The sequence below is a fragment of the Clostridia bacterium genome, assembly GCA_035628995.1.
Taxonomy (GTDB): Bacteria; Bacillota; Clostridia; order Lutisporales; family Lutisporaceae; genus BRH-c25.
This window is the reverse complement of the sequence record DASPIR010000012.1, coordinates 23790-40838: the sequence shown is the minus strand read 5'-3', so window position 1 is coordinate 40838 and position 17049 is coordinate 23790. Positions and strand designations below refer to the sequence as shown.

18 protein-coding genes are annotated in these 17049 nt (G+C 39.5%); 16 read left to right on the top strand and 2 right to left on the bottom strand.

The features are described 5' to 3' along the window. The first annotated feature begins 282 nt into the window (after nucleotides 1-282). The 3 genes from VEB00_04405 to VEB00_04395 are packed head-to-tail and all read left to right on the top strand — an operon-like array spanning nucleotide 283 to nucleotide 2675. Nucleotides 283-1380 (top strand): DUF5711 family protein, encoded by a 1098-nt coding sequence (locus VEB00_04405; GenBank protein ID HYF82253.1) that lies wholly within the window; start codon nucleotides 283-285, stop codon nucleotides 1378-1380. Nucleotides 1381-1397: 17 nt separating this feature from the next. Beyond that, nucleotides 1398-2027 carry a CvpA family protein gene (locus tag VEB00_04400; protein ID HYF82252.1) on the top strand — a complete coding sequence of 210 codons (630 nt, stop codon included), beginning with the start codon at nucleotides 1398-1400 and terminating at the stop codon, nucleotides 2025-2027. 15 nt (nucleotides 2028-2042) lie between these two features. Then, nucleotides 2043-2675, top strand: a complete 633-nt coding sequence (locus tag VEB00_04395) for a hypothetical protein (GenBank protein ID HYF82251.1) — start codon at nucleotides 2043-2045, stop codon at nucleotides 2673-2675. Between the two features lie 315 nt (nucleotides 2676-2990). Here the strand turns inward: VEB00_04395 and VEB00_04390 are convergent, their stop codons facing one another. Then, entirely contained in the window at nucleotides 2991-4241 is a 1251-nt protein-coding gene (locus VEB00_04390) for a DUF4097 family beta strand repeat-containing protein (protein HYF82250.1), read from the bottom strand. A 58-nt stretch (nucleotides 4242-4299) separates the two neighbouring features. Further along, nucleotides 4300-4662 carry a DUF2089 domain-containing protein gene (locus VEB00_04385; protein ID HYF82249.1) on the bottom strand — a complete coding sequence of 121 codons (363 nt, stop codon included), beginning with the start codon at nucleotides 4660-4662 and terminating at the stop codon, nucleotides 4300-4302. 294 nt (nucleotides 4663-4956) lie between these two features. Here VEB00_04385 and yedF point away from each other — a divergent pair, with 294 nt between their 5' ends. The 13 genes from yedF to VEB00_04320 all read left to right on the top strand — a co-directional run bounded on the left by yedF (nucleotide 4957) and on the right by VEB00_04320 (nucleotide 17039). Next, complete coding sequence (yedF, locus tag VEB00_04380; GenBank protein ID HYF82248.1) at nucleotides 4957-5535, top strand: sulfurtransferase-like selenium metabolism protein YedF; 579 nt, start codon at nucleotides 4957-4959, stop codon at nucleotides 5533-5535. 13 nt (nucleotides 5536-5548) lie between these two features. After that, nucleotides 5549-6403, top strand: a complete 855-nt coding sequence (locus VEB00_04375; protein ID HYF82247.1) for a mechanosensitive ion channel family protein — start codon at nucleotides 5549-5551, stop codon at nucleotides 6401-6403. Nucleotides 6404-6417: 14 nt separating this feature from the next. Beyond that, nucleotides 6418-6642, top strand: a complete 225-nt coding sequence (locus VEB00_04370; GenBank protein ID HYF82246.1) for a DUF951 domain-containing protein — start codon at nucleotides 6418-6420, stop codon at nucleotides 6640-6642. A 99-nt stretch (nucleotides 6643-6741) separates the two neighbouring features. Continuing rightward, nucleotides 6742-7026 (top strand): 30S ribosomal protein S6, encoded by a 285-nt coding sequence (rpsF, locus tag VEB00_04365; protein HYF82245.1) that lies wholly within the window; start codon nucleotides 6742-6744, stop codon nucleotides 7024-7026. Nucleotides 7027-7056: 30 nt separating this feature from the next. Then, on the top strand, nucleotides 7057-7464 hold the full coding sequence (locus VEB00_04360; GenBank protein ID HYF82244.1) for a single-stranded DNA-binding protein: 408 nt from the start codon (nucleotides 7057-7059) through the stop codon (nucleotides 7462-7464). Between the two features lie 18 nt (nucleotides 7465-7482). Further along, entirely contained in the window at nucleotides 7483-7746 is a 264-nt protein-coding gene (rpsR, locus tag VEB00_04355; protein HYF82243.1) for a 30S ribosomal protein S18, read from the top strand. A 376-nt stretch (nucleotides 7747-8122) separates the two neighbouring features. Then, a complete protein-coding gene (locus tag VEB00_04350; GenBank protein HYF82242.1) occupies nucleotides 8123-8440 on the top strand; it encodes a MazG-like family protein in 318 nt (105 codons plus the stop codon). A gap of 9 nt (nucleotides 8441-8449) precedes the next feature. Further along, a complete protein-coding gene (locus tag VEB00_04345) occupies nucleotides 8450-9430 on the top strand; it encodes a DUF2232 domain-containing protein (protein HYF82241.1) in 981 nt (326 codons plus the stop codon). Then, on the top strand, nucleotides 9427-11424 hold the full coding sequence (locus VEB00_04340; protein ID HYF82240.1) for a DHH family phosphoesterase: 1998 nt from the start codon (nucleotides 9427-9429) through the stop codon (nucleotides 11422-11424). Before VEB00_04345 ends, VEB00_04340 begins: the two co-directional genes overlap by 4 nt. Beyond that, nucleotides 11425-11871, top strand: a complete 447-nt coding sequence (gene rplI / locus VEB00_04335) for a 50S ribosomal protein L9 (GenBank protein HYF82239.1) — start codon at nucleotides 11425-11427, stop codon at nucleotides 11869-11871. 25 nt (nucleotides 11872-11896) lie between these two features. Continuing rightward, on the top strand, nucleotides 11897-13729 hold the full coding sequence (gene lonC, locus VEB00_04330) for a Lon family ATP-dependent protease (GenBank protein ID HYF82238.1): 1833 nt from the start codon (nucleotides 11897-11899) through the stop codon (nucleotides 13727-13729). A 31-nt stretch (nucleotides 13730-13760) separates the two neighbouring features. Next, complete coding sequence (gene dnaB, locus VEB00_04325) at nucleotides 13761-15092, top strand: replicative DNA helicase (GenBank protein ID HYF82237.1); 1332 nt, start codon at nucleotides 13761-13763, stop codon at nucleotides 15090-15092. 567 nt (nucleotides 15093-15659) lie between these two features. Beyond that, entirely contained in the window at nucleotides 15660-17039 is a 1380-nt protein-coding gene (locus VEB00_04320) for an NAD(P)/FAD-dependent oxidoreductase (protein HYF82236.1), read from the top strand. Nucleotides 17040-17049: the final 10 nt, after the last annotated feature.

Sequence of the window (17049 nt, the reverse complement as noted above, 5' to 3'; positions counted from 1 at the left end):
CTAACTCCTTTATATGAATATATTTATATAAAGTATTACCCAAACACATTACGTAAATTCAGCGGTTTTAAAATAAATGAGGTGTGACAAGCAAGTATTTATTGTATAATTGTTTTATAATCTATGATAGTCACAAGAGTATATTACTAGAACAAATCAACAAAAATAAGTTGTCCAATATGTCTGCACTTAACAATCTAATCTTCTTTGGACGATTTATATTAAATTATTCGTGAATATTATTTATGAAGTCATTCGTATATATTATGAGAGGTGCTTAATTTGGGCAATTTAAGGGCAAAAAAAAAGACTGCTCTATTTCTTCTGCTAGCAGCAATATTGGTGCTTGTAATTCTCTTGTATGTGAACAGCAGAACAGCACAAACATCCTCCTTCATAATGGAAGGGAAGGAAAAGCTGTCAGTTGCAGGGGCGGTAGCGGCAGTATCGAATAACAGCAGTCTTATATATTGTGTTAAGGACTTGCTTGTAGAGGCTCAAGGGTCGAATTTGAGAGTGAAGAATATAAAGGGAAACGTTACGTGGAGCCAGAGGCTCCCGGGTAAAATAATGAAGCTGGCTGAGGCAGGAGAAAGCATAATCATTATAGATTCTCTGAATAACATCAATTATTACTCGCTTCAGGGAAAGCTATTGTGGACCTATAAAGCCCCCTATGAGGTCATTGATATATTCACCGAGGACAATGGCAGTTTCTTAGTGGAGTACAAGGGTATGACAGGGAGTATTGCAGAAGTATTTACACAAAGTGGCAGTAAAGCTGGAAACATTTCAGTGGAAAATGCTCATGTACTTTCCTTCTCAGTAGGGAGCAGCGCTTTTTCGATATCTGTATTGGACACATCGGCAGAAGCAATAAAAACTAAAATAATAACCTATAACTTCAAAGGAGATATACTTTGGGCCCAGAATTTCGACAACAAGATAATCTCAAATCTCAAATACAGCAAAAACAATAAGCTGCTTGCCATGGGAGAGAACGCAGTATACATATTTAAAAATGATGGAAGTCTGCAAGAGGAAACCAAAATAAAAGGAAAAATCAGCAATGTAGCTATGGGTGATTATATCGTCACCATAGCTCTGCAGGATAAAGGAAAGCATTATTCCATTTGCTACGATGCAAATATGCGGGAGTTAAGCCGTGTAGAGATAAATGCCGCTCCCCTTGGATTATATCCGATGAAAAGCAGTCTGATAGTATACTATAACGATGAACTAATGGTGCTCACGGTAAAAGGTGAGCTTATAGCACGATTTAAGTCCAATACAGATATAAACAGAGTATATATGACTTCGGACGATAAGTTATATATAGTATCGAACAGAACTCTCCAGCAGCTGGAGTACAATCAATAGTTAATTAGGAGGCACTTATGAATTGGGTTGATTATGGAATAATTGCAATTCTTGTCTTGGGAGTCATTTCTGGTTTGAGGAAAGGGCTTGTGATGTCCATATCCAGCATTATATGCCTACTGGCATCGATTATGGTAGCTAAAACCTATTATAAGGCAGTAACAATATTTCTTGTTGAAAACACTCCGATAGAAGAAAAAATAACAAGCTTCCTTTCTGAAAAGGCCATTGCAAAAAGCATGATATTGGCACCAGTGGGAGAAAGCGCTGTTTTTTCTATCAGTAAAAACTTTACCAGTGATTTGAACTCTTTTGCCACAGTACTAATAATAAATGCAATATCAGTATTGATGATCTTTCTGGTTGTAAGATTAATACTTGGTTTCGCAGAGGGTTTTTTGATTGGAGTCGTTGAAATACCTGGTCTAAGGGAAGTAAATAGCATTGGAGGGGCAGTCGTTGGCGTTGCAAGGAATGTCCTTATCATCATGCTTATTTTTACTATAATAACACCTGCTACAGCAATCAAACCTCTTTCAGCAATTGCAAACGGAATAGAAGGATCAACCTTTGCCAAGTACTTCTATACTTATAATTTTATACTTGGATGGATATGGTCTGCTGCCCTGGATTTATTAAAGAAGTAAGGAGTTGTCGCATAGATGAGTAAAAGAAACACTACCATAGGGGTGGTACTAATACTCCTTGGCATATCCATATATTTGAGAAATTTCCACATCGGCACCGGAAGTATGTTTACACTTTTTCTGGGTTTAGGGTTGCTTTATGCATATTATACTAAGAGAGAACACCCCTTTATTATTTTTGGAGGCATATTTACAGTCATAGGCTTGATGTCTATCTTGGGTGACATAAGATTCTTTCGTATAGATGTGACTTTTGAAGCAGTGCTTATAATACTGGGTATAATATTCATATTCATGTACTACGGAAAACACATTCAGGGCTTTATCTTTCCGGGAATGATACTCCCTGCCCTGGGGATATACTTTATATTACTTAGAACCTTCAGTGACAGGCTTGTTGGCTCATCTATATTCCTGCTGCTGGGTTTCTCATTTTATGCGATATATTTCATAGCTTACATGGGCAGGTCCAGTTGGCCGCTGATCCCCGCGTCAATATTGCTGCTTATTGGAATATTGTCTTATGCTTTTAACTTTGAAGTAATCACATGGAACATGGTGTTATTGAAGTGGGATTATATCTGGCCTTTAGCGCTGATTGCGATAGGGTTGCTGATATTGATAAACAGGTTGAAAAAAAGGGTTTAGCAACAATAGAGCAGTCATGTATAGCACGGTATAGCTATACGAATCTTGATGGTACTAACTCACTTCGCCTAAGAAAAGTCTAACGCCTTCAAATGGTCATCCTTGACCTTGAAGGCTTGCTCGGCATCCTTGCCTCACATACGACTGTTTCTAAGGCTACGTTCCTAAGTACCATTAACAAGCTTTGTATAAGTACACCTTGGCTATTACAGGGCTGCTACCATAAGTGCATACCATTGTTGGATAGTTAATAGAAAAAAAGGTAGAACGTATTTAATACGCTCTACCTTTTTAAATCTGTTTTAATAGTTCTTATTAGCTTTTTTCGATATTTATCGGTGCATTGGAGGTATTGGCTTTAATCGTAATCTTGTTTGAGGCTGTGTCGAAGCCTTCGCTTTTTACCTGTGCAGTACTTTCCATGCCTATGCTCTTCTTATCCATTGAATAAGTGAGATTTGCGAGGTTAACAGTTATACTGCCCATTGTTGTATGTGCATCCACCATGTGCTCAAAGCCTTCTGACGAACCCAGCCCCACATCAATTTTACCGTTGGAGGTGCTGAGAATATAATTAGCGCTTAAAGAGTCTCCCTTTCGAGAGGTCGATACCATAATTGAGCCATTGGTCGTCTTTGCATCTACATTGTCCAAGCGGCAATTCCCTATGGCAATTTTAGAGTTTGAAGTCCTTATATTTACTGTCCTTGCTGAAGTCTCATCTAAAAGCACTCTTTCATTATCAGTAAGTATTTCTATCTCATCTGCACTGCACCTTGCTATGACCACTCTACCATTTGAAGTACTGCAATTTATGAGTTTGGCTTGCATATCGTTTATCTCGGATTTTGCGTTGTCTGTGGAAAAGCTTAATATTTCCATTCCCTTTGGCAGTTGAACCTCTATCTTACCCCAGGTTCTACCAGGGAAATCTGATGAAAGTCTGTAGCTGCTTCCATCAACTATGGCTTTGAAATATTCATCAATTACCAATTGAGGCAGACTGGAGTTGGCATATAAATTCACTACAATTTCCTTGGCCTCGGTGGGGTTAACCTTTATTGAAAAATTATTTGTTCTGAGGTAGAGACTGGCTCCTTCCGTCACAGGATAGTTATAACTGCTGCTATATTTGAACTTTTCATAGCCGGTTTCAAACAATCCGCCCAATTGGCTTGCAAAGGTGTCTGCTAATTTTGATGTGGATTCGGCAATATCCTGTCCGAGGCTTTCCATTCTTTTTGCGAACTCTTCTGTGAATTTTTCGGTATTACTGTTGATCTTCTCTGAGCTCATATTTTCGCCAAATTGTCCTGCGAGCTTGCCTGCCTTTTCGCCTAAGGTTTCAGCGAACTTTGTAGCCTTCTCACCAAACTTATTCAGCTTCTCATCAATTTTCATCTCGTTTAACTTAGCAGCAAGTTCATCTTTGATTTCATTTATCCTTGAACCGGATGGTGCTGCGCTTGCGCTGCTTTTCTCAAGAGCCTCCAAAAGCTTCACCGCTTCATCGGTTGTTATCTTACCCTCCTGGAGCATTTTTAGTATTAGCATTTTCTCTTCCATTACTTTTTCCTCCTAGCTTTGATTTATTAAAGCATACATTGATTTAGTCCTGATGGGACTACCCATTTAATAGACGGACAGCTTCTTCAGAGGTAATTTCACCTTTGTAAAGCCGTTCCAGCACATCTTTTTTGTCAACAGGATCACTGCTCTGGTTTTTATAGCCCAAGGAAGCAATGAGTGAATCCAGCTTGCCCTTTACGGTTGGGTAGGATACACCCAACTCACGTTCAATTTCCTTGATGTTTCCCCTGTTCTTAATAAATATCTCTGCAAAATCCTTGTTCTCCGGAGATAAAGTGCAGAACTTGCAGGGCTTGAAATGCCCCTTTATAGTGCTCTTGCATGAATTGCAAGACACCTCAGTTATTTCAACGGCTCCATTGCATATAGGGCATTGGCCTATAACTTCTCGTTTCATATTTTCACCTCTTTAACACTTTCATTATAAATTTATTATAGTGCAAATATTAACAATGTCAATACGTGTATTAATATTATTAATAAATTATGTACATAAATTGATATATATATAATAATTATTTAATATATTTGATTTAGAATTTTAACTCCACATCCTATAAATATATACTCTCTTTAAGAGTGTTTTGTTTTAAAAAAAAGTAAATAATGTTATAATTTTAATTATATAATTTAATAAAAAATGCAATATAAGTGTGGAAAAACAATTTTGCAAATTATAAGGGAGGATAAAATGAAGGAAATTGATGCTAGAGGGCTTGTGTGCCCACAGCCGGTGATATTGACCAAGAAGGCTCTCGAAGAAATAGCAGAAGGAGAAGTAGTGGCTATAGTAGACAACATTACTGCAAAAGAGAATGTTTCACGCTTGGCTGCGAACTTGAATTATGAATATGAAGTGTCAGAGGAAAAGGGCTGCCATTACATCAAAATAAGAAAAGCAGCTGGAACTCAAAAGCCGGCAGGAAATGAAGAAAGTATAGTAATAGTCATTACCTCGGATAAACTAGGCCAAGGAGATGAGGAGCTCGGAAAAGTGCTTATGAAGAGCTACACCTACGCATTGACTGAGACCACTCCGCTGCCTAAGGCTGTGATGTTCCTGAACAGCGGCGTAAAGCTGACCTCTGATGGTTCTCTGGTGCTCGAGAATATCAAAAAACTTGAAGACTCAGGGGTGGAAATAGTAAGCTGCGGAACCTGCTTGGACTTCTATCAGCTTAAGGATAAGCTTAAGGTGGGTATAATAGGAAATATGTACTCTATTATTGAGAAGATGAATTCTGCAGGAAAAGTAATAAATATAGGATAGGTTGGAGTGTTTTATGGAGAGTATTATAAATGAAATAAAAGCTTTTATGGATATAGACAGTATGATGCTGAGTTATTACACCATGATGGTAATTAAGGCCGTTATTGTAATAATAATAGGCAGAATATCCATTTCCGTATTCAATAGGATTATCATAAACTTCTTCAAGCTGTATCCTAAGTTTAAAGTGGATGAAAAGAAATCCACGACTCTTGCCGGGATACTAAAGAGTATTGTAAAGTATACAGTTTATATAATAATGGCAATATCGGTATTGAACGTGTTTGACATACCGACCGCACCTCTCCTTGCAACAGCGGGACTTGGAGGCCTTGCTGTCGGCTTTGGAGCTCAGAGCCTGGTCAAGGATGTTTTTACAGGCTTTTTTATATTGTTTGAGGATCAATATGGAGTAGGTGATTATGTAACTATAGGAAGCATGACGGGAACTGTCGAAGATATTGGACTCCGGATAACAAAGATAAGAGCTTTTAACGGAGATCTGCATATAATTCCAAATGGCGAGGTAAAGACAGTAACCAATCATTCAAGAGGCAACTCACTTGCAATAATAGATATAGGTGTATCCTATACTGCAGATGTCCAAAAAGCCATCGATGTTTTGAAGGATCTGTCGGAAGGATATTACAAATCCAGGCCGGAAGGTATACTAAAGCAGCCAGAAGTCTTAGGAATAGTAAAATTGAACGAGACGGAAGTAGTAATAAGAACTATTGTCGAGACCAAGCCGCTTTTGCATTGGGAAATGGAAAGAAGTTTGAGAAAGCTGATATTGGATGCATTTAAAGAAGAAAATATAGAAATACCTTATCCTAAAAAGTTCATAATCGATAAAAAAGAAGTTTAAAGCGAGGGATGCACATGTACTACCCCAAGGAGTTCAATCTAGGAGATATTGTAGAAACAAAAAAACAGCACCCATGCGGCAGTAGTCAGTGGGAGGTTATAAGAGTGGGAGCGGACTTTAAAATAAAATGTCTAGGCTGCAGTAGAATAGTTATGCTTCCCAGACCCAAGTTTGAAAAGTCTGTAAAAAAAGTTATAAAAAGCGCAGCTCCTGAAGAAAATAATATACAAGATAGTTGAAAAAAGTTTAATAACGTGCTATAATCTATAATTGCGTTAATATCCTCGCTCTATCATATTTAGATAGGGCCGTCAGTCCGTGGGGAGGAGGTGAATTTTATGAATAGGTACGAAACTATATACATAGTTAAACCGACCGTTGATGAAGAAGGTGTAAAAGCTCTTCAGGAAAAGTTCAAGGCAATTATTGAATCAAACGGCGAAATCGAAACTATAGATGATTGGGGCAAAAGAAAGCTTGCTTATCTAATAGACGATATCGGAGAAGGCTTTTATGTATATATGAAATACAAAGCAGCGCAGGTTATTCCGAAGGAACTCGATAGAGTATTCGGTATTACAGAAGACATTCTAAGACACATGATAATAAGAATAGAAGAGTAATTAAGAAGAAATAATTTAGGCGGTGTGATTATGTTGAACAGAGTCGCTCTTGTAGGTAGGTTAACAAAGGACCCTGAAGTCAGGTATACAGCAGATAATCAAACAGCAATCGCTAAATTTACTATCGCAGTTGACAGAACCTTTAAAAAGGATGGTCAACCCACAGCAGACTTTATTCCGATAATTGTATTTGGAAAATCCGCAGAGAACTGCGGAAAGTTCATAAAAAAGGGCAGGCTTGTTGCTGTTTCAGGAAGATTGCAGACAAGAAGCTGGGATGATCAGGACGGTAAAAGGCATTATGCCACAGAAGTAATAGCAGATGAAGTTGATTTCTTAGATAGAGGTTCCGATGCTAAAGGGCAGGGAAATGAAGGCGGATCAGGAGATTACGGTGATTTCCACCCTGCAGAGGAAGAGGACGATCTTCCATTTTAACAGATAGGAGGGAAATAGATGAATAGACGTGGTGGCGGTGAAAGATCCGAAAGACCAGGCGGAAAGATGAGAAAGCCAAAGAAAAAAGTTTGTAACTTTTGCATAGATAAAGTTGAAAGTATAGATTACAAAGATGTGAACAAGCTTAGAAGATTTATCTCGGAAAGAGGAAAGATAATTCCAAGAAGAATTTCCGGAAACTGTGCAAAGCACCAGAGACAGCTTACAATAGCTATAAAGAGAGCAAGAAATATAGCTTTCTTACCATTTACTACAGATTAATGTTAGTAATACTCGGAGGTATCTAAAACCTCCGGGTTTTTTTTTATTGATGTTATTTCAGGATGTCAGAGTGGAATACTAGTACATGCACCATTGAAACCCGCTAATTCCAATATTTAAAAGGGCTTTTTCAGAAGGTATTGCAAGAATTTTGTCGAATTATAGAACTGGATTAGGCTAAATGAAGAACATCGGTTATATGGTCGATAAGACTAGTCGTCCCAAGAGATATAGAGTATTTTGATTTGTTGTCTCTCTTGACTAATTGTGGTAATATAAAATAAGTCTCACAAGCAGGATTTGACTAAATTTTCAAAATACAAAGACTATAATAGATATAATAATATAATGTACAAAAGGTATTGGGGGGATTTACTTGTTGAACCAGGATACTGACATTACAAAAAACATTAGAGTAATTGAGTTTTTAAAAAGCGAATTGTTGACTGCCGTCGCATCATTATATCAGAACCTTCTAAAGGGTACCAAGGTGGGGCAGGATGTCATGCAGGATATACTTGCAAACCTTGTGCTGGTTACATATCTGCTAGGCAAAAGACTAGGCATATCATATTCTCTGATTGACTCGAGAATACTGGAAAAGATAAGAATAGGCATGCTGGAAGATCATGAGACAGAAAAATGGTACGGGGATCTATCTGATCTTGGTGAATACCTGAAGAAGAAGAGCTAGAGGTGCAGGATGAATAGAATACAAACAAAGGCACTGGCGGAAGGCGCTATTTTTGCAGGTGTTACTGCACTTTTAGGGATATTATATTATTACATGCAGTATCTTGGAATATTAGCAATGCTTTGGCCTGTACCGGTAATAATAGTAGGTTATAGGAACGGTCTGAAGGCAAGCATATTATCTGCCATGTCAGCAGGACTCATCGTATCCTTATTGACGCATCCCCTGGTGGGGGTGGGACTCCTGGTAGGCTTCGGTCTTCCGGGAATACTGATGGGTTATATGATAAATAAAAGGGTAAACCCATACGCAGTTGTATTTTTGTGCGGCGTAGTACTGTCATTTACCATGGTAGGGGAGTTCTTGCTTTCATTAAAAGCATCAGGAATTGATGCATTTAAGTTTCTTGCCAGCTTAGACACAACCTTTAAACAGTCGCTGGAAATGTCTTTGAAGCTTTACAGGCAGTTTGGTATGGCTGAGAAGGATTTGAAGTATAAGAGCGACTATTTCAGCCAAACTGTAGGAATGATGAAGCTGATTTTTCCCTCTGCGTTGGTTGTATCGGGCATGGTATTTGCATTAATAGATTATAAGCTTACAAGGATGATACTTAAAAGGATAGGGCATATAATACCAGATATAGAGGAATTCTCAAAATGGAGGCTGAAAGAGCCATATTCATTAATTCTGCTTGGAATGGCAGTACTTGCAGGGGTGGCCTCATATTTCAAGGTTCCCGGGTTTACTGCAATTGCTTTGAATATTACAACAGTATTGATGTTGATTTTTTCAGCTATCGGGGTATCTGTACTTGTGTACTACTCAAAGGTTTATGGGGACAGACAAGGTATTCCCAAAGCCCTAAGAACTACAATCGTTGTTATTATTGCACTCGCCTTTATGCAGTTTATTGGATTTATTGGCATATTAGATTTGGTGCTCAACTTTAGAAAGCTGGAGTCTAAAGATCCGGGAGGTGTGAGATGAAACTACGTAAAATTTCCAATTTGTGGGGGCCTGATGTAGGCATATCTCTTTGGATAATTGCCATAGCGGTTGTTATAGTAGGCTATTATAACGTGCTGCTAGCCGTGGCAGGTGCACTGCTTTTAGGATATCTTATTTATCACAACCTCCAAGCAGCAAACAGAAAAAAAGAAGAGCTCCGATTATATATAGAGAACTTATCAGAGAACGTAGATACTGCAACAAAAAATGCCATTCTGAACCTGCCCTTCCCGCTGGTTATTATTGATGATCAGGGGATAATAAATTGGTACAATATGCTATTTTCGAATATATTTCAAGGAGAATACATACTCGATAAGAAGCTCTCCACTTATTTAAGCGGAGTAGACATTGGCAGGATACTTAAGAACGGGATGGAAGAATTCAAAAATATAAACATAAAAGAAAGATACTATGATATATACTGCAACCTAATAAACCTGAATGAGAACAATGAGGAAAAGAACATCATAATAATGTATCTTGTTGACAAAACAGATTTTATCAGCCTTAGGAACAAATACAATGATGAAAAATCAGTGGTTGCTGTTCTGCAGATGGATAACATCGAAGAAGTGCTTAAAGAGACTGAGGAAGCCTCAAAACCCGCTCTGGTGGCAGAAGTGGACAGGAGAATAAATGCATGGGCGGCGCAAAACAATGCATCCATACAGAAGTACTCAAACGGAGAATATATGCTTCACTTCAGCAACAAGCAGCTGACTGCTGTTGAGGATAAGCGGTTTGATATACTGGACAATATCAGAGAGATTAATTCCGGCAACAGGATACCAGTCACTCTCAGTATAGGCGTAGGAGTAAACGGCAAGACACATGCGGAGCTTCAGAAGTTCTGCAGGAGTGCCATGGATATCGCCTTAGGCAGGGGTGGAGATCAGGCTGTTGTTAAAGATAATGAAAAGCTTTCGTTCTATGGAGGCAAGACAAAGGCAGTTGAAAAGAGGACAAGGGTAAAGGCCAGGGTTATAGCTTATGCATTGAGACAGCTTATGGAGCAGTCTGATGATGTGCTTATTATGGGCCACGAAATGCCTGACCTTGACTGTATGGGTGCTGCCTTGGGCATATATAGGTGCTGCAAGGGGCTCAACAAGGAAGTAAACATAGTGCTTAGTAAAGTGAATGCCGGAATTGCAAATCTATGGGCAGAGCTGCAGGAGGATGAGGAATACCGGGATGTATTCATAAGCCCTCAGGAAGCCCTTCAGAAATGTGGGAAAAATACTCTCTTGGTGGTTGTAGATGTGCATAGGCCTGCTTTTACGGAGCAAAAACTGCTTGTAGACAAGGCTGAGAAAATTGCAATCATAGATCACCACAGAAGAGGCACTGAGTTCATCGAGGATGCAGTTATCACCTATATAGAGCCTTATGCATCTTCTACAAGCGAGTTGGTTACAGAGATACTTCAATATATGTTTGAAAAGCCCAAGGTAAAGCAAATTGAAGCGGAAGCGTTACTTGCAGGAATATTTATAGATACCAAGAATTTCTCATTCCAGACGGGGGTAAGGACCTTCGAAGCCGCATCCTATCTTAGAAAGATCGGGGCGGATACTACGTTGACAAGGCAGCTTTTCCAGGATGACATGGCGACTTTCCTTACAAGGGCTGAGGTGGTCAAGGCTGCACAGATGTTCAAGAGCAATATTGCTATTTCCACTATACCTGAGGATGCAAAGAATCCAGCACTGGTCGCTGCGCAGGCTGCTGATGAGCTGCTGAATATCAAAGGCATAAATGCTTCTTTTGTGCTATCTTGCATAGACGAGGATATTTTCATAAGCGGAAGGTCCCTGGGGGATATCAACGTGCAGGTAGTATTGGAAAAGCTTGGTGGTGGCGGCCATCTTACTGTAGCCGGTGCACAGCTTTCCGGCTTCACTATGGGAGAGGCCATAAGCTTATTGAAAAATGCGGTAGAGGAATATCTTAAGGAAGGTGAAAGATAAATGAAGGTTGTACTTTTACAGGATGTTAAGGATTTGGGTAAAAAGGGAGAATTGGTTAATGCCAGCGATGGATATGCGAGGAACTTTCTATTCCCTAGAAAGCTTGCGGTAGAGGCTACATCAGGTAGGCTCAAAGAAATAGAGGATAAGAAAAGCTCTGAAAAGAATAAGAAGGATATGGAACTGAAAGCCGCTAAGGAACTTGCCGATAGACTAAGCAAAATAGAAATCAGCTTCAAGACAAAAGCCGGTGAAAACGGTAAATTATTTGGTTCTATTACAGGCAAGGATGTGGCTGATGCAATAAAATCACAGCAAAAGATAGTAGTAGACAAGAAGAAAGTGGTGCTTCACGATGCTATCAAGACGTTAGGTACTTACCAGGTTGAAATCAAGGTGTATCCAGAGGTTTCTGCCAAGGTAAATGTGAAGGTAATTGAAGAATAGGATATCTTAGGAAGGGGTATTAAAGTTGGGTCATAATCATAGCAGTATTCGCAGCAAAGATGTATCAATTGACGTGCTTGTTGATTTCACGAAAAAACTTTATTCTAGTGAAAAAACTAGAAAACTAGACAGCGTTATGGATAACAAAGAAAAGGTTTATGTATTGCATGAAATAGTATCTGGCAAAATGAAAACCGAAGAAATCGCGGAGGATAGGCTGGAGTTTTTAATCGAAGATATTAAGGACAAGCTTTCAGATGTTGCTGCCAAGAGGTATATAGAAGACGGTATAAAAAAAGAAGTATTGTTACGTATGGAGACAAGGGAAAAAGAATACCTGAATGAAATGAAGCTTCAGGTAATCAAAAAGCATACAGGTATTGAAAATGCTTCTACCCTCAAAAAATATGCGGACTTGGAGCGAATGAAGCTAATAAAGCTTTCAAAATCAATAATGGACGTGATGCGTCCCAAAAAACAAGAGGAAATAATAGGGCAGCAAAACTCTGTTACTGCGTTAATATCCAAGATAGCCTCGCCCTTTCCACAGCATGTGATATTGTATGGGCCTCCAGGGGTCGGAAAAACCACTGCCGCACGTCTTGCCCTGGATATTGCCAAGGGCAGGAAATACACTCCCTTTGATAAGAATGCCAAATTTGTTGAGGTTGATGCTACGACACTAAGGTGGGATCCAAGAGAGTCAATAAACCCTTTATTAGGATCAGTGCACGACCCTATTTTTCAAGGTGCTAATAAGGAGCTTGCTGAGATGGGTGTTCCTGAGCCCAAACCAGGCTTGGTCACAGAAGCCCATGGAGGAGTGCTCTTTATAGACGAGATAGGTGAATTGGACGTGATGTTCCAGAACAAGCTGCTCAAGGTGCTTGAGGATAAGAAGGTTAAGTTTGATTCTTCCTATTATGATATTAATAATGAGAATATACCGCTTTATATAAAGCTTTTGTTTGAGGAAGGAGCTCCGGCTGACTTTGTACTCATAGGAGCAACTACCAGATCTCCTGAAGATATAAACCCGGCTCTACGGTCACGCTGCACAGAGGTTTTCTTTAATCCACTCAACGGCCCTGATATAAGTGAGATAGTGAAAAATGCGGCAAATAAGCTTGGTGCAGGTATAAGTGATGAGGGAGCGGAGCTTATAAGCAGTTACACCTATGAAGCCAGAAGGGCAGTTAATATTTTGGCAGACTGCTACAGCAGCAGGATATGTGACAGCGGGGAAGATAAGAATATCGAGATATCCACTGATTGCATTCAGGATGTAATAAGCAAAGGCAGATTCGTACCTGTAAATAAGAAAAAGGCAAGAAGTACAAAAGAAGTTGGGCGCATAAACGGTCTTGGCGTAAATGGTTTTCTTGGCAGTGTTATTGAGTTTGAAGCGGTGTGTTTTACAAGAGAAGATGAGACAGGCAGTATAAGGTTCAATGAAACAGCAGGAAGCATGACCAAAGACTCTCTTTTCAATGCCCTTTCAGTTGTAAGAAATATAACCGGCAGGAATATGAATAAATTCGACATACATGTGAATTGCGTAGGCGGCGGGAAAGTCGACGGACCTTCGGCAGGAGCGGCAATGACCTGTCTTGTGTATTCGGCGGTATTGGAACGTCCGGCACGGCAGGACACTTGTATTACCGGGGAAATATCCATAAGAGGCTCTATCAAGGCAGTTGGGGGCATTGTGGAAAAGATATACGGAGCTAAAAGGGCGGGCTTTAAGAATGTTATTATCCCTGAGGAGAACAAGGATGAGGCCAAGGGGATAGATGGTATAAATATAATTACTGCAGGCAATATTCAAGAAATGATCAGATTTATGTTTGAGGAATAGTAATTCCGAGGAGTTGATGATATTGAGCGATATGATACAAAGAATACCTCCCAACAGTATAGAGGCCGAACAGTCTGTTTTGGGATCCATGCTCCTTGATAAGGAAGCCATATCTACCGCAACAGAGCTGATTGGCGGCGAGGACTTTTACAGGGAAGCCCACAAAGAGATATTTGAAGCGATAGTGGATATATATGACAGAGGTGAGCCGGTAGATCTCATCACACTTACCGAAAAGCTCAAGACCAGGAACACACTGGATGCAGTCGGAGGAATAACTTTTCTGACCAACCTTATGGATGCTGTTCCATCTACTCATAATGTCAAAAATTATGCTAAAATTATCGAGGACAAGTCGTTGCTCCGAAGGCTTATTAAATCATCAAATGAGATAATTTCCAAGAGCTATCAGGCCTCGGAGGATATCGGAGAAATAATAGATGGCGCGGAAAAGGGCATATTTAACATTTCGTTAAATAGGTCAACTCAGGGCTTTACCCATGTAAAGAACATATTGAATGTAAATTTCGACATGATAGAACAGCTGTATCTCAACAAGGGAAAGCTCACAGGGGTGCCAACCGGATTCAATGATTTGGACGGTATGCTTTCAGGACTTCAGAAATCAGATCTGGTGCTGATTGCTGCAAGACCTTCCATGGGCAAATCCTCTTTTATGATGAATATTGTCCAGCATGCCGCAGTGAGGGAGAAAATTACAACTGCAATATTCAGCCTTGAAATGTCAAAGGAGCAGCTTACCCAGAGACTGCTTTGTGCAGAAGCTCTTATTGATGCGCATCGCCTGAGGACAGGTGATATTAATGAGGATGAATGGGTAAAGCTTGCAAGATCGATGGGACCACTTTCGGAAGCTCCAATTTTCATAGATGACACTCCGGCTATATCAATAACTGAAATGAGGGCAAAATGCAGGAGGCTCAAGCTGGAACATAACCTAGGGCTTATAGTAATAGACTATCTTCAGCTGATGCAGGGCAAAAGCAGCTCTGACAACAGACAGCAGGAAATATCTGAAATATCTAGATCACTAAAGGCGCTTGCCAGGGAAATCAACGTACCGGTAGTTGCACTTTCTCAGCTTTCCCGTGCTCCGGAAATGAGAGCAGACCACAGACCGATACTTTCGGATCTTAGAGAGTCCGGAGCCATAGAGCAGGACGCCGATGTGGTCATGTTCCTTTATAGGGATGACTACTACCATCCTGACTCTGATAAAAAGAACATAGGCGAGGTTATTATAGCCAAGCAGAGAAACGGTCCTACAGGAAACGTTGAGCTGGTTTGGCTTGGACAGTTCACAAAGTTTGTGAATAAAGAGAAATACATAGCCAACAGTTAATTTACATAATATTAAAATTTTTGTAGTTATATCGGAGCTTTCGTAGTATTTTGTAGAAGGCTTCTTGTTTTTTGATAACATGCACATTGCTTTTACCTGTGCATAACCTGTGGATACTGTGCATAACGCATTTTAAGGATTAACATAAAGCTAACCAAATAAATATACATAGTAGTATAAATATTGATACAAGTGGGTTTGTACAGCCAATCGAACATATGTGCATATCTCTGTGGATAATGTGGATAGTGTGAATCAGAATATTCGGAAACTTATGATTCTTACGATTGTTTCTTTTTTTAATAATATTGAGAAAAATGTCAACAGTTTACATATTCTGCCCAGCAAACACAAAAAAGTGTTTGCATACTCCATATTTATTGCACAAACTCCATATAATAATGAAGATAATTGCACTGCGAAAGTTAGTGAAATATTTAATAAAGCTGTGTTGTATTGACTTAAAATGCATATTCTGTTAGGATGAAATTTGGGTAAAAATGTGTTCCATATTATAGAAAACACTGTTTTTTACATATTGTCTGAGTAAAGGAGGCCACAGTCTATATGAAATATGATGTAATAATAGTCGGAGCTGGTGCAAGTGGAATATTTGCTGCATATGAGCTGATGCAATACAACCCGGAGATAAAGGTCGCTATGCTTGAAAAAGGAAATATGCTCATAAAAAGAGTATGTCCTATAGATAATATAAAAATCAAGTCATGCATACACTGCCCAACATGCAGTATTATGAACGGTTTTGGCGGAGCCGGAGGCATGTCTGATGGAAAATATAACATAACCAATAACTTTGGCGGGGATCTTTACAAGTATGTTGGCAGGGACGAAGCTTTAGATCTGATGTACTATGTGGACGAAGTGAACTGCAAAATGGGCGGTGCTGAAGCCAGGCTTTATTCTACAGAAAACAATGAACTAAGAACAAAAGCATTACGGTTTGACCTCCACCTGCTTGATGCCAAGGTGCGGCATTTGGGTACAGACAGGAACAGGGTTATACTGAACAATCTATATGATTATCTTAAGGATAAGATAGACATAATATTCAATACTGAAGTGGTGGATATTGAAAAGCGAGGAGAGGTGTTCTCTGTTGCAACTGATAAGGAAGAGTACTCCAGTCATCGGCTGATTCTTGCCACAGGTCGCTCAGGCTCGAAGTGGATATCTAAGATAAGTGAGAAGCTAGGTATAAAGACAGAAAGCAACCGGGTTGACATTGGAGTGCGTGTCGAGCTTCCTGCATCAATATTTGAACATATAACAAGCCAGGTATATGAAAGTAAGATTGTATATAGAACAGAGAAATACAATGACTTGGTTAGGACCTTCTGTATGAACCCACATGGAGAGGTTGTTACAGAAAACACCAATGGAATTGTGACAGTAAACGGTCATAGTTACTCAGACCCTAAGTACCATACAGAGAATACAAATTTTGCACTGCTTGTTTCCAACAGGTTCACAGAACCTTTTAAGAACAGCAATGAGTATGGGGAGTCCATAGCAAGGCTGAGCAATATGTTGGGCGGTGGAGTGCTGGTGCAGCGCTTTGGGGACCTGGTAAAGGGACGTAGGTCCAGCGACAGAAGAATGGAGAAAAGTTTTTTGAGTCCTACTTTAAATGCTACATATGGAGATTTGAGTCTTGTCATTCCTAAAAGACAGTTGGATGATATAATAGAGATGATCTATGCTTTGGATAAGATTGCTCCCGGTACAGCAAATGAAGACACTTTATTGTATGGTGTTGAAGTGAAGTTCTATAATTCTCAGGTAGAAGTGGATAATAATCTTGAGACATCGATAAAAGGACTATATATTTTAGGCGACAGCTCAGGAGTGACACATTCCTTGTCTCAAGCATCAGCAAGTGGCGTGTATGTTGCTAGGCTGCTTGGAGAAGAATACAGCAAGCATTAATAAAACAAGA

What these genes read in the sequence shown, in the direction of transcription:
- VEB00_04400 (HYF82252.1), top strand. Translation starts at nt 1,398, where the DNA reads ATGAATTGGGTTGATTATGGAATAATTGCAATTCTTGTCTTGGGAGTC.
- VEB00_04395 (HYF82251.1), top strand. Translation starts at nt 2,043, where the DNA reads ATGAGTAAAAGAAACACTACCATAGGGGTGGTACTAATACTCCTTGGC.
- VEB00_04390 (HYF82250.1), bottom strand. Translation starts at nt 4,241, where the DNA reads ATGGAAGAGAAAATGCTAATACTAAAAATGCTCCAGGAGGGTAAGATA.
- VEB00_04385 (HYF82249.1), bottom strand. Translation starts at nt 4,662, where the DNA reads ATGAAACGAGAAGTTATAGGCCAATGCCCTATATGCAATGGAGCCGTT.
- yedF (HYF82248.1), top strand. Translation starts at nt 4,957, where the DNA reads ATGAAGGAAATTGATGCTAGAGGGCTTGTGTGCCCACAGCCGGTGATA.
- VEB00_04375 (HYF82247.1), top strand. Translation starts at nt 5,549, where the DNA reads ATGGAGAGTATTATAAATGAAATAAAAGCTTTTATGGATATAGACAGT.
- VEB00_04370 (HYF82246.1), top strand. Translation starts at nt 6,418, where the DNA reads ATGTACTACCCCAAGGAGTTCAATCTAGGAGATATTGTAGAAACAAAA.
- rpsF (HYF82245.1), top strand. Translation starts at nt 6,742, where the DNA reads ATGAATAGGTACGAAACTATATACATAGTTAAACCGACCGTTGATGAA.
- VEB00_04360 (HYF82244.1), top strand. Translation starts at nt 7,057, where the DNA reads ATGTTGAACAGAGTCGCTCTTGTAGGTAGGTTAACAAAGGACCCTGAA.
- rpsR (HYF82243.1), top strand. Translation starts at nt 7,483, where the DNA reads ATGAATAGACGTGGTGGCGGTGAAAGATCCGAAAGACCAGGCGGAAAG.
- VEB00_04345 (HYF82241.1), top strand. Translation starts at nt 8,450, where the DNA reads ATGAATAGAATACAAACAAAGGCACTGGCGGAAGGCGCTATTTTTGCA.
- VEB00_04340 (HYF82240.1), top strand. Translation starts at nt 9,427, where the DNA reads ATGAAACTACGTAAAATTTCCAATTTGTGGGGGCCTGATGTAGGCATA.
- rplI (HYF82239.1), top strand. Translation starts at nt 11,425, where the DNA reads ATGAAGGTTGTACTTTTACAGGATGTTAAGGATTTGGGTAAAAAGGGA.
- dnaB (HYF82237.1), top strand. Translation starts at nt 13,761, where the DNA reads ATGATACAAAGAATACCTCCCAACAGTATAGAGGCCGAACAGTCTGTT.
- VEB00_04320 (HYF82236.1), top strand. Translation starts at nt 15,660, where the DNA reads ATGAAATATGATGTAATAATAGTCGGAGCTGGTGCAAGTGGAATATTT.